Source organism: Pseudomonas lundensis, assembly GCF_015377145.2.
In the GTDB taxonomy this organism is placed as follows: domain Bacteria; phylum Pseudomonadota; class Gammaproteobacteria; order Pseudomonadales; family Pseudomonadaceae; genus Aquipseudomonas; species Aquipseudomonas lundensis.
This window is the reverse complement of sequence record NZ_CP062158.2, coordinates 1705437-1721509: the sequence shown is the minus strand read 5'-3', so window position 1 is coordinate 1721509 and position 16073 is coordinate 1705437. Positions and strand designations below refer to the sequence as shown.

Genomic DNA, 16073 nt, shown 5'->3' with positions numbered 1-16073 from the left:
AGCGCGCACGCATAACGCAACGCTACCCGCCCCAGACCCTGCCGTTACTGGCAAGCACGCGCCCTCGGCCTCAAATCAACCCCCCCAGCGCGCCTGAAGATTAAACTCACCACGCACCACAACTGCCTCGGTTGCCGCACGGCACCAACGACCCCCTTTTTCAGGCATGCAAAAAATCCCCCTGCCTTTCGACAGGGGGATTTCAGGTTATTCCAGCCTTACAGCATGACCTTAGTGAGAAACCGCCCCGCTTGCCCCCAGGCCCGTCTGTGAACGCACAAACTGAGGGAAGAACAGCGCACGCTCTTTCTCGGCCGATTTGGACTTGTCAGTGATCGAGAAGAACCAGATACCCACGAATGCAATGATCATGGAGAACAGCGCAGGGTATTCGTAAGGGAAGATGGCTTTTTCATGATGAAGGATCTGCACCCAAATGGTCGGGCCTAGAACCATCAAGCCAACGGCACTGACCAGCCCCAGCCAGCCGCCAATCATTGCACCGCGCGTGGTGAGGTTTTTCCAGTACATGGAAAGCAGCAACACCGGGAAGTTACAACTGGCTGCAATGGAGAACGCCAGGCCCACCATGAACGCAATGTTTTGGCTTTCAAACAAAATCCCAAGGCCAATTGCCAGCACACCGAGAGCGATGGTGGTGATTTTCGAGACGCGAATCTCGTCCTTGTCGTTTGCCTTGCCCTTTTTGATGACGCTGGCATACAAGTCGTGAGACACCGCCGAAGCACCTGCCAACGTCAGGCCCGCTACCACCGCCAGAATCGTTGCGAAAGCGACAGCCGAAATGAAGCCCAGGAAGATACTGCCACCCACGGCATCGGCCAAATGCACGGCCGCCATGTTATTGCCGCCCAGCAGCGCGCCTGCCGCGTCTTTAAACGCAGGGTTCGTGCTGACAAGGATGATCGCGCCGAACCCGATGATGAACGTCAGAATGTAGAAGTAACCAATGAAGCCAGTCGCATAGAGCACGCTCTTACGGGCTTCCTTGGCATCACTCACCGTGAAGAAGCGCATGAGAATGTGTGGCAGGCCAGCCGTACCGAACATCAGGGCCAGACCCAGTGAAAACGCCGAGATCGGGTCCTTCACCAGACCGCCAGGGCTCATGATGGCTTCACCTTTGGGGTGAACCTGCACCGCTTCGGCAAACAGCGAATTGAAGTCGAAGTTGACGTGCTTCATCACCATGACAGCCATGAACGTCGCACCGGATAACAACAGCACCGCTTTGATGATCTGTACCCACGTGGTGGCCAGCATGCCGCCGAACAGCACATACAGGCACATCAGGATGCCCACCAGGATTACCGCAACGTGGTAATCAAGACCGAACAGCAGCTGGATCAGCTTGCCCGCACCCACCATCTGGGCGATCAGGTAAAACGCCACCACCACCAGCGATCCGCAGGCCGACAAAGAGCGGATCTGAGTTTGCCCAAGACGGTAGGACGCCACGTCGGCAAAGGTGTACTTGCCCAAGTTACGCAGACGTTCCGCAATCAGGAACAGGATGATGGGCCAGCCCACCAAAAAGCCGATGGAATAAATCAGGCCATCGTAGCCCGAGGTGTACACCAGTGCGGAAATACCCAAAAAGGACGCGGCCGACATGTAGTCACCCGCAATCGCCAGACCGTTCTGGAAACCGGTGATCTTGCCGCCCGCGGCGTAGTAGTCCGCTGCCGACTTGTTACGCTTGGAGGCCCAATACGTGATGCACAGTGTGGCGCCTACGAACACCACAAACATGATGATCGCCGACACGTTGAGAGGTTGCTTCTGCACTTCGCCGGTTAGGGCTTCGCCCGCCCAGACGCCAGAAGACAAGGCTGCCAGGCCCAGTGTTGCCAATAGACGCCGGATCATTGCGCAGCCTCCTTGAGAATTGCATTGTTCAGGTCGTCAAACTCGCCATTGGCACGGTGTATATAAATAGCTGTCAGCACAAACGCTGAAACAATCAGCCCGACACCGATCGGTATTCCCCAAGTAATGGACGAACCGGGGCTCAACTTCGCCCCCATGATGTGCGACCCGTAGGCAATCAACAGGATAAAACCGGCATACAACCCAAGCATGATCGCCGAAAGAATCCAGGCGAAACGCTCTCTTTTTTTAACCAGCTCCTTGAAACGGGGGCTGTTTTGAATCGTGAGGTAAATGCTGTCGTTCATTATTTTTGTCCTCGCAGCACAGATGAGATGGAACGATTTCACTATTAGGGGGCTTCAATTTCTAAGCCAGACGACTTTAGTAGTAGAACCACCCATTCACTGTAGCCCCCGGTTTATCTGGCCTGCATGGAAGTTGACATCATTTTGCCTGCCCCAGAAACGCAAAAACCGCCTGACGCACGCATCAGACGGTTACGCAAACACCGGGCTAGACACCTCGCCGTTTTATTGAGTCCACTCAGCGACTCGATCGGGGTGTTTGGCTACCCACTCCCGAGCCGCCACTTCTGGCTTCTCACCTTCCTGTATGGCCAGCATCACTTCGCCAATTTCGTCTTTCGATGCCCACTGGAATTTTTTCAAAAAGGCCGCCACCTCCGGCGCTTTGCTGTCCAGCGCTTTGCTGCCAACACTGTTAACGGTTTCTGCGGCCCCATAGACCTGCTTTGGATCATCGAGAAAACGCAATTTCCATTTGGCAAACATCCAGTGCGGTACCCAACCGGTGACCACCACCGGTTCATTTTTGGCATAGGCACGCCCCAGTTCTGAGGTCATGGCCGCACCGGAGCTGGCTTGCAGCTTATAGCCCAGGCCGTAATCTTTGATGGCCTGATCCGTTTTGAGCATCACACCGGACCCCGCATCAATCCCGACTATTTTTTGCTTATAACCCTTGTCCTCTTTAAGGTCGGCAATCGATTGGGCGTTGACGTATTCAGGCACGATCAAACCGATTTTCGCGTCTTTGAAATTGGGACCGTAATCCACCACTTTGTCCTTATTCTTCGCCCAGTATTCACCATGGGTCACGGGCAACCAGGCGGACAACATAGCGTCCAGCTTACCGGTGGCCACACCCTGCCACATGATCCCGGTCGCCACCGGCATCAACTTCACGTCATAACCCAACTTTTGCTTAATCACCTCTGCGGCCACATGGGTCGTGGCCACACTGTCTGACCAACCATCGACATAACCGATATTAAGTGTGGGCTTTGCCTGCGCACAGGCCACGCCTGCCCCCATCGCCAGCACCAAGGCAGTCCCCACACTCAAGAGTCGTCGCATCTTCATCAATGAATCCTCACCGTGTCGGGCCCGACGGGTGCCGGACCGCTTGAACCCGTATTTCGATGATCGACCCCTGATTAAATGCAACCTGCTCTGACGGCGACCTCAAGGCAACTGCAAACGACATGTGCCCAGACGTAACAAAATCATTCGCACGCGCTGACTCGCCTCAATTGCAGGTAAGATGCGCGGCTTTGCTCCCATACGGCCCGACCATGTCTGCGACTGCCCGCTTTCCTGCATTCCCTTATCTCTTTGCGTGCTTACTGAGCCTGTTTGCCGTGGCCGGTTTCTGGTATGGCCTGGGCCAACCGGTGATCCTGCCCGATGCGGCCACGCCCACCCACAAGTTGCAGTGCGCCTCCTACACGCCGTTCGACAAGGACCAATCGCCTTTCGATCAACCTTTCGTGCCGCGCATTGAGCGCATGGATGCAGATCTGGCCCTTCTGGCAACGCGCTTTGAGTGCGTGCGCACCTACTCCCAGGCCGGGCTTGAAGCCCTGCCCGAGCTGGCTCTCAAACACGGGCTCAAGGTGATGATGGGGGCCTGGGTCAGCCGCGACCCGGTGGCCACTGCCGCTGAAGTCAACGCGCTGATCGCATCGGCCAATGCACACCCGGATATCGTCAGTTCGGTCATCGTGGGTAATGAGGCATTGCTGCGCAAAGAAATCACTGCCCCGCAACTGGTCCAACTGATCGAGCAGGTGAAAAGCCAGATCAAACAACCGGTGACCTACGCGGACGTCTGGGAGTTCTGGCTGCAACACCCGGAAATCGCGCCCGCGGTCGACTTCCTGACCATCCACCTGCTGCCCTATTGGGAAGACGACCCTGCGGGGATCGATCAGGCGGTCAACCATGTCGCCCAAATTCGCCAAGCTTTCGGCAGCAAATTTGCACCCAAAGACATCGTGATCGGTGAAACCGGCTGGCCAAGCGAAGGTCGCCAACGCGAAACTGCACTGCCCAGCCGGGTCAATGAAGCCAGGTTCATTCGTGGCTTTGTCACGCTGGCCGAGCAGAACGGCTGGAAATACAACCTGATCGAAGCCTTCGACCAACCCTGGAAACGCGGCAGTGAAGGCGCCGTTGGCGGTTACTGGGGCCTGTTCGACGCCGATCGTCAAGACAAAGGCATACTCGCCGGCCCCGTGACCAACTTGCCCCACTGGCCCGTTTGGCTCGGCCTCGGCGGCGCAGTATTCATCGCCACCCTGCTGATCGGCGGACGGGTTCGCAGTACCCGTGCAGCACTGCTATTGCCTGCATTAGGCGGACTGTCGGGGTGCTCGATCATTGCCTGGGCGCAACTCGCGTCAGTCACCAGCCGTTATGCCGGTGAATGGATAGGGGCCGCAGCACTGCTGTTGCTCAACCTCATCGTCATGGCCCACGCTGCGTCGGCATTGGGGCAAAGAGACGGATGGCGCGAGCGCCTGTTCAATGTGCTTGAACGCCGCGCTGGCTGGTGGCTGGCCGCTGCGGGGTTCGCCGGAGCCGTCCTGATGCTTGGCCTGGTGTTTGAACCGCGTTATCGCAGCTTCCCGAGCGCTGCGTTGTTGCTGCCGGCACTGGTGTACCTGCTGCGCCCCGTGCGCGGGCCGCGCCGTGAATTGGGGTTGTTGGCGTTTATCATCGGTGCGGGGATTCCATTGCAGCTGTACGGTGAAGGTCTGCGCAATGAACAGGCCTGGGGCTGGGCGCTGGTAAGCGCATTACTGGTCGTGGCGCTGTGGCGCAGCGTCAGGTTGCGCCGACCTTAGTCACGCTAGAACAACGCGAGGCGCACCGACCCGGCGTCTCGCGCAGCTCATCAGCCCCCACAAGGCAAACGCATCGTTCAAACGCGCTTGGCCCTCACCAGGCGCAACCCTGCAATTACCACCGCAAACACAGCGAGACTGGCGTTATACAACGCCAGTGCTGGCAACCCGAAGACCAAGGCCAGCACCGCCAACGCACGGCCAAGGCGGCCGCGTACAAAAAAAGCCACCACCGCCGTGGCAATGCCTGCCCAACCCAGCACCCTGAAATGAATCAACAAGCCCAAGTTAGCGCGCAACTGGCACTCCCAACGGGTCGCCTCGGCCACGCAGGTGCCCACCCACTGCGGATCCTCCATCAAGCCATAACGCAAGCCATAACCGGCAGCCAGCCATAGGGGCACAGCCATAAACAGCAATATCAACGGCAAACGAGGGCGCATAACAACTCCGATAGGCAAAAGCGGCGCTCAGCTTAATCACACTTGTCGGGTATGCAAGCCTTGCAATCAGATATCTGTTCACTAAAGTCAATCAACGTGTATCGTCTGGTAGCCATTTGCCGCTTGCGACGCGTGGGGGGATTTATTTAGGGGTGCAAAAGGCACTTCGAAGGTAGCCCTGTGGTCATAGGCTGCGAATCTTCTCAGCTCCTTCTCTAGGATAGTCTTCATGCTTCGTTCTCTGTCCCTTGCTGCCCTGCTGGGCGGCCTTATATTGAGTGCGTCCGCACAGGCGGTCGATGTCGACCCCGCAACCTATGGCTACCCGATCACCAATCCGTTCGAAGCCACGATCGCCACCACGCCACCGCAGATGCGCCCTTATCTGCCGAGCGAAGATGACATTCGGCAATCGGATTACAGCCTGACCCTGCGCCCGGAGCGTGAGTTCACCCTGCCCGCCAACTTTTGGGCAGTCAAAAAACTCACCTACCGCATGGCCAGACAAGACCACCCGGCCCCCTTGATGTTCCTGATTGCCGGCACCGGCGCGCCTTACAACAGCAGCCTCAACGAATATCTGAAAAAACTGTTTTACCAAGCCGGCTACCACGTGGTGCAGCTGTCATCGCCCACCAGCTATGACTTCATGAGCGCGGCCTCTCGCTTTGCCACCCCGGGTATCAGCCAATACGATGCCGAAGACCTGTATCACGTCATGCAAGCGGTCCGCGCACAGCAGGCCGACGTTCCGGTGACCGACTATTACCTCAGCGGCTACAGCCTGGGCGCGCTCGACGCAGCCTTCGTCAGCCATCTGGATGAGACGCGCAAGAGCTTCAACTTCAAAAAAGTGCTGATGCTTAACCCGCCAGTCAATCTGTACACCTCCATCAGCAACCTCGACAAACTGGTTCAAACCGAAGTCAAGGGCATCAACAACAGCACCACCTTCTATGAGCTGGTACTGAACAAGTTGACCCGGTACTTCAAGCAGAAAGGCTACGTCGACCTCAACGCCGCACTGGTGTACGACATCCAGAACTCCAAGGAACGACTGACCAACGAACAAATGGCGATGCTGATCGGCACTATGTTCCGCTTTTCGTCAGCCGACATCGTGTTCACCTCCGACCTGATCAACCGTCGCGGCCTGATCACCCCGCCAAACTACCCGATCACCGAAGGCACCAGCCTCACGCCGTTCCTCAAGCGCTCACTGCTGTGCGACTTCGATTGTTACCTGACAGAGCAAGTCATCCCCATGTGGCGGGCCCGCACCGATGGCGGCACGTTATTGCAATTGATCGACCAGGTGAGCCTCTACGCGCTGAAGGACTACCTGCAAAACAGCCCGAAGATTGCCGTGATGCACAACGCCGACGACATCATCCTCGGCCCCGGCGATCTTGGGTTTCTGCGTAAAACCTTCGGCAATCGGCTGACGGTTTACCCGTATGGCGGCCATTGCGGCAACCTCAACTACCGTGTCAACGCTGACGATATGCTGGAGTTCTTCCGTGGCTAAACATTTATTACTGGTCGCCGCCCTGCTCAGCGCCGGCATCGCCCAAGCGGACAACAGCAAGGCCAACCTCGAACGCACCCAAGACGTCGATGGTTTCACCCAACCTTTGAAACTCCTGAAGTTCAACCCCGGCCTGGATCAACGTGAATTTGAACGCGCCACCATGAACGCCCTGAGCGTTTATGACCCGCTGGAGTCCGTGAACCGCCGGATCTACCACTTCAACTACCGCTTCGATCAGTGGGTGTTCCTGCCGGTCGTCAACGGCTACCGCTACGTGACACCCAGTTTTGTGCGCACAGGCGTGAGCAACTTCTTCAACAACCTGGGTGACGTCCCCAACCTGTTTAACAGCCTGCTGCAACTCAAAGGGCAGCGCTCGCTGGAAACCACCGGGCGACTGCTGCTGAACACCACCCTTGGCGTCGGCGGCCTGTGGGACCCGGCCACGTCGATGGGCTTGCCTCGCGTGAGCGAAGACTTCGGCCAGACCTTGGGTTTCTATGGCGTTCCAGGGGGGGCTTACTTGATGCTGCCGATTCTTGGCCCGTCCAACCTGCGGGACACCACAGGGCTAGTGGTCGACTACGGCGTCAATCAGGAAATCAACTTCCTCAACGTGCCCCACGAAAGCACGCGTCATCCGGAAATCTGGGTACTGGGTGCTGTCGACAAGCGCTACACCACCAGCTTCCGTTATGGACAGTTCGACTCACCGTTTGAGTACGACAAGTTGCGTTATATCTACACCGAGGCACGCAAGCTGCAAATTGCAGAATAGGTTAACTCCCACACAGCCAACTGAAGTGCCAGCGGGCTTAAGTTGGCTGTGGAGTGAGTACTCTGTGCCGAGTAAAAAACAGCGTTATAAATGACAAAATTCCTTAAACGTATAGATGTATCCTAAAAACACATTGCTAAACACCTTGTTAACGTGCGCCCCTAATACGCTTACTCTGGATTAGTCGTATGTTAACTACCCAATGGACTGAAGATAGTACAGAGCCCACCGTAAGAATTATTCTCGCCGATGACCACCCCGTAGTACTACTTGGGACTCGCGTGGCTTTGAAAAAATATCCAGACCTCACGTGCCTATCATCGCAGAGGCTTCGTGTACAGATTCATTACTTCGAGCATTTGACCACAGCCCATGCGCTCTTCTAATCACAGATATTTCTATGCCGGGAGGCACATTTGTTGACGGCATCAGTTTGATAGGCTATCTATGCAGAAAATACAAAAATCATTGTCATGACAATGACTAACAATGAACTAATCCTAAAGCATTTGCTTGATCTCAACAGACACGGACTCTTCGACAAGCACGCCTCACTCAACGAACTCAACAAGGCTGTTCAGTATGTCATTCAGGGCAGAAGATAGATAAGCCAGGGTTTTTCATCAACACTGACGGCGAGCCACTGTGGCCAACCTAGGCAAAATGCGCTATCAATAAAATAAGTTGAAGTTATGCGCTTACTGGCAACCGGCCTTGCAGGCCGAGAAATAGCCACACAGGTAAACCGCAGTGAAAACAATTAGCCGACAAAAACGCTCAGCCATGCATAAATTGGGAATCAACAGCCTCAGCAAGTTGAACACTGTCACTTGGAATGGTTTTTAAGCGTAGCGACGGGATTGTCTTCTCAAATGCAGTCCAAAAAAGCCTGAGCAACACTTGTATGCATCGCTCAGGCCAGCGCAAGCATTGATGAACTAAGGAGTGACAGGCTCACTCACATTAATCAGGCGCCCTAAATCGTCATAAAACAAAGCACGTCCGCATTCATCCTTAGTCATATTCCCATCGTCATCATATTCCAGATCAATCTGTGACGGATAACTGGCATGCGTGTTAACTACTTTACTCAATTGCACAGGATCTAAATTATCGTAGTAGTAGGTGGCAATATTGGACTGGTTAGCAAAAGACGTTTTGACACGCGTGATATTATCCAACGCATCAAACCTGAATATTTGCTCATCAATGGTATTCCCGTAAGGATCAACAGGCTTCTGAGTTCCCTCACATGTATATTTTGTTAGTCTAGCCCGCGCATCATATTCGTATGACTCATCCCGTAACACTTCACCATCATCGCCCTCTTCATTAAGGCTGATTAACACTCGCCGCTCAAGATTATCTACAGCTGTGTACATTTGCGACAGCTTCTGCTTGGCACCATTAAGATCAAAAATTCTTTCTATTTCTCGACCAAATTCATCATATTGCAACTCAATAATGACGAACCGCTCATTTAACTCATCCGTTGCATCTGTGGTTGTAATCCTCTTGGTCTGCCCTAGTTCATCATACGTAAAGTAGGAAGCTATGTTGCCCAAACAGGTCGAGCTCACGCGACCGCCCTTTTCAAAATCATACTCATAATCCTGAGTATTACCCAGCACATCCGTGTAAGCCAATATAAGGCCACGCAAGGAATAACGATAAGACATCGAAAACTCCCCCATCACCTCACGACTGAGCTCGCCAGTACTGAAATAATCACGGGTCATTGTGACTCCGTTCTCAGAGCATGAGTTCATGCGAGCATTGGAAGGATCATAGTTATAAATAGCTTCTACACCATTTAGTTTTCTTAATTTTGGTTCCTCCCCCAGCAGTGGATTATATTCATAGTCAATGCTTCGGCCACGAGATTTGATGACTTTATTCGGCTGAGTCTGACCGGGAGCGTACTCATACGATTGCTCACGCATACCGATCGTAGACGATGACATGCGACCTAGCCCATCAAACTTTTGTGTCCCAAGCAATTTATCGTCCACACTAATAGAGACCGGCAGATCTTCGACGGTATGCAAGGCATAATCACGCGTTACGATTGCACCACCAGGCAGTGTCGTATGTATAATTCGATCATAAGTATCATACGAATAAAGCGTACTATTAGAGAGCGCATCTACCTCTTTAGATTTACGTCCAAGGCCGTCATATTCGTAAGAGTGAGTACTGTAATGAGCGCCCAGCTCATTAAACCGCTGGATCCGTACAGGGTTATCAAATTTGTCAATGTAAGTTACAGTCTTGCCAGTTGTTTTGGTGACATTACCATCATTGTCAACTGATTGTTGCCAAGAAGTTTTGATACCTCCTTGCTGCCAGTCATCAGCTCCGCGGGGTTCCATAACCTCGTACGTTTCCACGCTATCAGGTCCAACCGAACAGAACTGCTGCCCCCAATCGTCATAACGCAAGTGAGTGACTAGAGGCCAATCCTTTTCCTCCTCCCAATCATATTCAGTTTCTTCTACCAACTGACCCAACGCATCATACAATGCCGCATAAGTAGGTCTAATAAGCTGTGCATTTAACTTGCTGTCAACGTTCATACGCTGCTCAGCAATCGTTCGATTGAAACCGTCGAAAAAAGTAAACGTCAAAACACCCTTAACATTCTTTGACGTTTGTGTTGCTTGGTCCCCAGGCTTTGAACACAATATGTAACTGTAATTGCGTGCGGCTTCATAGTCAGTACCGGGTGCCACAGTTTCGCGAGTGATGCGCTGCAAAGCATCGTACTCATAACGTATTTCAACATCGTTATCATCACGAACCAATAACGGCTGCCCAGAATAAATAGAGGCTTCACTCAATACCGTTTTGGTATGCGAATCCACATCAGATCTATTGACAATTTTAGTTCGTACTAGACCAGAGCCCGAATCGTTTTTAGCGGAAACGACTAACTCATACTCATATTCAGTTGTCATGACATGGCCATTTATATTGAGCGTTTCACGCGCTAATAAGCCATGACGCAATGGGTCAGTCACATCATTATTGTATTCATATTGAGTGCTCTGCAATACCTGAGTGGATTGGGTATCAATAGATTCCAGCAATGCGGTGTCCATAACGTGCCATTGATCTAACACATTATTGACAGAAGGTAATAACTTATAAGTGTAAGCAGTACTCAGTACAGGGGCTGCATGCACAGCCGTGAGTTCCGGTTTGATAGTTGTATTCTTCAGATGCCGTATAAAACCTTTAGGATCAGGCGGACAGGCTTGCCCTTCTCCTTCCCAAGGATAATACGTCGACGTCACAATCACACCGTTTGCTTGTTTAAACAGCGTCTCATTACCCTGCATATCATATTCTCGATACTCAGTCTGGCTACGTAACAAAGACTCTGTATTCGAACTCCATTGAGTAGTCGTGTTTTTAGGCAACTGGCAGTATGGCCATTGCTGACTGAAAGGCACATCAAATTGAAGATAGTACTCCGTGCTAACGGTCATCACGTTAGCGCCTTGAGTGGTTAGCTCCGATGTCAACAAATGAAAACTATTGAATAGCCGCTCTATTGTTTTTACAGCTTGCCCCGCCACATGCCAAGACTCCGTAGACTGGTACACATAATCCATCGATGCTTGATACAGGTTATCAGCACCTGAATTATCCCAAGTGATACCAGATCCGGCACCCAAGAAGTTAGTATCAGAGTAGCTGTACTGAGTCTCGACTATTTCTTGGCCGAAACCCGGGTCGCGCTTGCAGTGCGTAACTCGGGGTAAAGTGGTACTAAAAGCGCCCGGTGGTAATGGATGCCCCGACCAGTCATAAGTAATATCGTCCTGACCGCCCACTGGGGTCTGAGCTTGAACAATAAACATGAGACCCGTTACGGGATCCTTCCGGTACTTGAACCTCCAGCTTGCCCGCTCAGGTGTGGGCAAAACTAAGGACTCAACAGTGTTGTCACTACCGAGCAACAGTTCGAAGGTCGCTAAGGGTGTGCCTTGCTCACCCGCGTAGGGGTGCACATGCATGACCACGTTATTGTCAGAACCACGTGTTGAGTTAAAAATAGTCTGAGCCTGTTCATCTTCAATACGTGTCAATAAGAAGGGGAAATACAAGTGCTCATAAAAAAAAGAAACCGTACGGCCTTCTATAGAATGTGCACGGGTAGGTAATGCCATTTTCGACCCCGTCGCTCCCAGTTCTTCTAACTCCTCGAGCAGTCCAGACTTGTGGGCAACCAAGTATCGCCCATTACCCTGATCATAAAACTTGAAACTAAGAATTTTTTGTTCTTCGATTTCGCACAAGCCTTCCATGCCTGGGAGAACGCCATTGACTTTAAATGTCTCACCCGAACTCAAGGAAATAATAGAACGCACTGGATCATATTCAGTCCGTTGTAAAGACCAGCCCAGCCCACAGCCCATATCTTGTGCATTGAGGGGGTTAAACAAAAGTTGAAGAGATAGCTCAGGCCCTGCAAGGTTATTAACTTTTAGCGCAGGCAGACTAATAGCGACTGTGTATTGCCCTGTACGCGGGTCAACCCCTCCCTGCAAATAGCTTAAAAAATTAAATGCATTCGAATGAACAGCGGTAGATGCTGCCATGACGGCCTCCATCAACAACAAGTAAGAAGCTCAGGCTGGCCTAGCTAACGCACTGCGTTAGCCGCCCAAATAAATAAAGCCAACCTGAATTTTTGATACCCAATTTAGTACTTGAGCACCTGAAATATATTGACGTTGCGACTTTAAACAATGGCTATTCAGAGCGTATTATTTCTAAGCAGGTCCATTTGCCTCCAACCGTACCACCGGTCCCATGCTTTTCAAGTAGTCGCAACCCAGGTGTGATAACTGCCCCTTCTTCAAAACTTGAAATCTCAGCAAGGCGAACAAGCACTGTAGTGACCTCATACTTTATAGTTTTAAGCCTGAAATAAAAGTTCTCATCTTTCCCACAATCCCCTGCATCCGAGAGGATAATGGTCGCAGCCGACGGCACATTGAGCAACTTAAAACTATAGAGCTCATCATTCCTACATTTATTACCTTCACCCAGCCTATGCTTCCCCGTGGTAAATGTGAATTCACAGTCCTTATTATCATTACCATCAAACAGCTCTATCATTCCATCTTCCGCTGTTATTTTCACATTTGATGATTCATCCGCCGCCGCGTAAGCTGCAAACCCAACAACCAGCGCCAAAGCGAACCCTGGTATTAATAACTTTTTCATTTCACATCCTCATCTCAAACAACATTAAACCTTTAGAATATTAATTATTATAAAAATCTAACCGCTAAATTTTCCCGATCATGCACTTTCTCTTCCGGAAAACTTACCTCCATAAGATACCAACATCCATACTCGTCCATCACATTGGCAAAAATTGAATCGTACAAGGCATCACGTACTATTAGTGCTTCGCCCTCTTTGGCATCACCATAACGTACATCATCTGTACGATGCATACTGAATATAATGCCTCCTACAGCTGCGGGCCGTGCCACCGGAATTGTCAGTGCTCCTTCCTTTGTCACCAACAGATTCAAGTCAGGATCAAACTGCAAATGATTTTTTTTTGGTTCTCCCTCTGGTATGCCTTCCAGTAAGGCTGGGTTCCACGCATACCCGGTATAACTGAACATTGTTTCCTCTTGAAGCCTCGACTCCCAGCGAACAGTAGACTTACGAGCAAAACCGCCACTGTCTTGATCGGTCGTAAACTTAAAACTCGCGATTTTTCTATTCAAAAAATTAAACTCGTAATAAGCAATAGTTCTCAATTTAAAATCGTATTCAGATCCAGGTTCAGGTTCAGGTTCGAGCGCAACAGTTCGTGCTAAATGCTGCTGCGAGGGTGCGGATGAATCAGCTGACACGAGACGTGTGCCATCGTCGATCTCGGTCCTGACGAAAGTAAATTCATTTTCTTGGATTTTAGGAATTTCTATAGGGGTCAGCGTTACCTTACCTAAGCTTTCATTCAATTCAGTTGAATACCAGGTTTTATTAAGAGCTCCTCCGATGAAACTCATGTGAAAAGTACTGTTCTCTTTTGCCGGTGCCGTGGTATGAACGTATATCTCCAGCCTAACTGTACTTTCCTCATCCAAAGGTACAGGTAGGGAGGCTGACACGGAAGCGCTTGAAACAGGATACAGATGAACACTATTAGCAATAGTATGGGTCGCCCAGCTAACAGACGTTCCGGGAATGATACCTGACTGCTCAGGTAATAACGGATCCACGACGGACCCATTACTGAATAAAAGTCTCAGGGTTTGTAATTCTTCTGCAGAAGGACGAATTGAATCTTGACCCACTTTCTTAGTTTCAATGACGACAGCTAACTTGATTTGCTGCAATCCATTACGATAGGCATATCCAGCATCTGTCAAACTTCCTCTACTGTCCAGTACCCTTATGCTGAACGTGTTGAGGTCTTTCCAGTCGGGTTCATCTTCAAACCGATCAAGCTCTACCGTGCTATAAAAGGATCTCGTTAAACCTTGATAAATCCAATCACATTTAACAATAGAGACAGACGCGGTAACCGTATCAGGCGCGGTGAACTCACCGACGGAGGGATCCTTAAATTCACCCTCACCACTAATGACACTCCAATGCTTAGTGCCCTCGCCTGTATCATCAGCAATTTCGAAAAGCTGCGACGCAGACCGTTTCATGTGACGAACATAACTAGGTGAAACCTTACTTGTAAGAAAATCATTAAACAACAAAACCGTTGAGGACGCTGATTGATCAGTGGACGCATCGTAAGCGGTGATGATTTGTACCGTTTCGAACTCGGCTTGTTCAAAAGTGGGAGGGGTATAGATCGCGGTATTGGGCGTAGGGAACTCCAGTGTACCGACGTCAGGCTGTGACAGAGTCCAGGTCAACTGTGACCGTGAGGTAGAGGTGACACTTAATTTGATCGGCTTAGGGTTTTGTTCAATAATTCTACTACTGAGTTGAGGGGCCACTACCATATTATCTACAAAGACTGACACACCGGCAGAAACAGTGAAGACCCTATCCTCTTGATAGACTGTTCCAGTAATGACGACTCGCACTGTGTCATGTCCGATATATTCCTGATCCGCAGCAGTATAGACACCACTTGAGCTTATTGAACCAGCGGCATTTAGGGTGCGACTGTTCAAACTTTTTGCTGTCCATACCACACCGGTTACAGGTACACCTTGAGCATCTAAAAGTTTAAATGTCTCAGACTTACCCGCCTGTAATGTCACCATCGAAGGCTCAATGGCTAACTGAGTGCTTGCCGGATTTACATTACCAAAATTTACATAGTCATGGGGAGTCGCAGTGTCCTTACTTTCAAACACCTCTGCGCCAGGATACAGCAAACTACTTAATTTAGAGATCTGCTCATCCCCTACATACCTTTTCCATTTTTCAGCAACTACGATGGCTGCTGAATAAATACTTACGCCCTCCTCTTCATCGTCAGGAATTAAGTAAGGAAAACCTGAGCCCTCACTCGGCAACACCCCTTTCTCTTTATCACCGGCCACCCGAATGAAAACCACCACACCCCCATCCCCGTAATTTGAGGCGGCAATTTTTTCAGCTCCCGGAGCACGTTGAGTCAAAATGGCAAACTCTTTAGGGGCCAAAGGATCATATTGACTGACATCCAGCATTCCAAGAACGAAGACGCGCTGATAGACGGGCAAACTCTCAAAGTAATCTTTAAATGCAAGGCCTATTGCCGCTTGGTCCAGGTAGTCCGGTAATACATCACAGGTAAAATCGACCCCCTCTTTTAAATCCATGATAACCAGGCCCTGATCATTGATAGAACCCGCCACCACCGATAATTTAATACGAAGTTTTAATTGATAGCCCTGTGATTCTCGGATCCTGAGGCTCGTTGCCACTCGCGCCACCCTTTCACCGGGCTGCATCATCAGCACAGTGCCAGACACCATATTCATAGTGACAGTGGCATAAGACTCATCCAGCGAAGCTTCATCGGCAAATGACAATAAAGGCTTGCCCAGCATAATCGACTCAAGCTGTACTGTGGCCGAAGCGTTCCCCTCAAGAGTAACAGCACCTTTAAACGCAGGGATAAAACTATACCCTTGCATACGCGTGATGTATTGCTGCTCTAAAAAACGATTGATTCGCGTGCGATTGAATACAGTTATCGCCCCCCAACCGGACATCACTGATTTACCAGCCATTTGATTCAAAATTTCGTTGCGAGAATTAGTACCCATTGCTTTCACCTTACATGGACTG

At 50.9% G+C, this 16073-nt stretch carries 10 protein-coding genes; 3 read left to right on the top strand and 7 right to left on the bottom strand.

The genetic code is table 11. From position 1 onward, the window contains the following. Nucleotides 1-231: 231 nt before the first annotated feature. The 3 genes from IF654_RS08300 to IF654_RS08290 all read right to left on the bottom strand — a co-directional run bounded on the left by IF654_RS08300 (nt 232) and on the right by IF654_RS08290 (nt 3275). Complete coding sequence (locus IF654_RS08300) at nt 232-1890, bottom strand: cation acetate symporter (protein ID WP_047274254.1); 1659 nt, start codon at nt 1888-1890, stop codon at nt 232-234. Next, on the bottom strand, nt 1887-2198 hold the full coding sequence (locus IF654_RS08295) for a DUF485 domain-containing protein (RefSeq protein ID WP_047274253.1): 312 nt from the start codon (nt 2196-2198) through the stop codon (nt 1887-1889). The genes IF654_RS08300 and IF654_RS08295 overlap by 4 nt, the downstream gene beginning before the upstream one ends. Nucleotides 2199-2423: 225 nt before the next feature. Further along, nucleotides 2424-3275 carry a glycine betaine ABC transporter substrate-binding protein gene (locus IF654_RS08290; protein ID WP_047274250.1) on the bottom strand — a complete coding sequence of 284 codons (852 nt, stop codon included), beginning with the start codon at nt 3273-3275 and terminating at the stop codon, nt 2424-2426. Between the two features lie 212 nt (nt 3276-3487). On the opposite strand from IF654_RS08290, the gene IF654_RS08285 reads away from it, so the two are divergent. Further along, nucleotides 3488-5041 carry a glycoside hydrolase family 17 protein gene (locus tag IF654_RS08285; RefSeq protein WP_194862596.1) on the top strand — a complete coding sequence of 518 codons (1554 nt, stop codon included), beginning with the start codon at nt 3488-3490 and terminating at the stop codon, nt 5039-5041. Between the two features lie 77 nt (nt 5042-5118). Here IF654_RS08285 and IF654_RS08280 read toward each other — a convergent pair whose 3' ends face one another. Next, the gene (locus IF654_RS08280) at nt 5119-5484 is read right to left on the bottom strand and encodes a hypothetical protein (RefSeq protein ID WP_194862597.1); all 366 of its coding nucleotides are present in this window, start codon (nt 5482-5484) and stop codon (nt 5119-5121) included. 229 nt (nt 5485-5713) lie between these two features. Between IF654_RS08280 and IF654_RS08275 the strand changes: the two genes are divergently transcribed. Both IF654_RS08275 and IF654_RS08270 read left to right on the top strand, forming a co-directional pair. Next, complete coding sequence (locus tag IF654_RS08275; RefSeq protein ID WP_047274245.1) at nt 5714-7012, top strand: serine/threonine protein kinase; 1299 nt, start codon at nt 5714-5716, stop codon at nt 7010-7012. After that, nucleotides 7005-7793, top strand: coding sequence for an MlaA family lipoprotein (locus tag IF654_RS08270; protein WP_047274243.1), 789 nt, complete (start codon nt 7005-7007; stop codon nt 7791-7793). The genes IF654_RS08275 and IF654_RS08270 overlap by 8 nt, the downstream gene beginning before the upstream one ends. 938 nt (nt 7794-8731) lie before the next feature. On the opposite strand, the gene IF654_RS08265 is transcribed toward IF654_RS08270, so the two are convergent. From IF654_RS08265 to IF654_RS08255, 3 genes are all read right to left on the bottom strand, one after another. Then, nucleotides 8732-12400 carry an RHS repeat domain-containing protein gene (locus tag IF654_RS08265; protein ID WP_194862598.1) on the bottom strand — a complete coding sequence of 1223 codons (3669 nt, stop codon included), beginning with the start codon at nt 12398-12400 and terminating at the stop codon, nt 8732-8734. A 154-nt stretch (nt 12401-12554) separates the two neighbouring features. Continuing rightward, entirely contained in the window at nt 12555-13031 is a 477-nt protein-coding gene (locus IF654_RS08260) for a hypothetical protein (RefSeq protein ID WP_047280459.1), read from the bottom strand. Nucleotides 13032-13078: 47 nt separating this feature from the next. After that, nucleotides 13079-16051: a hypothetical protein gene (locus IF654_RS08255; RefSeq protein ID WP_047280460.1), complete on the bottom strand. Its 2973-nt coding sequence runs from the start codon at nt 16049-16051 to the stop codon at nt 13079-13081. Nucleotides 16052-16073 lie beyond the last annotated feature (22 nt).

Coding starts and splice junctions, on each gene's coding strand:
- IF654_RS08275 (WP_047274245.1), top strand. CDS start 5,714: ATGCTTCGTTCTCTGTCCCTTGCTGCCCTGCTGGGCGGCCTTATATTG.
- IF654_RS08285 (WP_194862596.1), top strand. CDS start 3,488: ATGTCTGCGACTGCCCGCTTTCCTGCATTCCCTTATCTCTTTGCGTGC.
- IF654_RS08255 (WP_047280460.1), bottom strand. CDS start 16,051: ATGGGTACTAATTCTCGCAACGAAATTTTGAATCAAATGGCTGGTAAA.
- IF654_RS08290 (WP_047274250.1), bottom strand. CDS start 3,275: ATGAAGATGCGACGACTCTTGAGTGTGGGGACTGCCTTGGTGCTGGCG.
- IF654_RS08265 (WP_194862598.1), bottom strand. CDS start 12,400: ATGGCAGCATCTACCGCTGTTCATTCGAATGCATTTAATTTTTTAAGC.
- IF654_RS08300 (WP_047274254.1), bottom strand. CDS start 1,890: ATGATCCGGCGTCTATTGGCAACACTGGGCCTGGCAGCCTTGTCTTCT.
- IF654_RS08280 (WP_194862597.1), bottom strand. CDS start 5,484: ATGCGCCCTCGTTTGCCGTTGATATTGCTGTTTATGGCTGTGCCCCTA.
- IF654_RS08260 (WP_047280459.1), bottom strand. CDS start 13,031: ATGAAAAAGTTATTAATACCAGGGTTCGCTTTGGCGCTGGTTGTTGGG.
- IF654_RS08295 (WP_047274253.1), bottom strand. CDS start 2,198: ATGAACGACAGCATTTACCTCACGATTCAAAACAGCCCCCGTTTCAAG.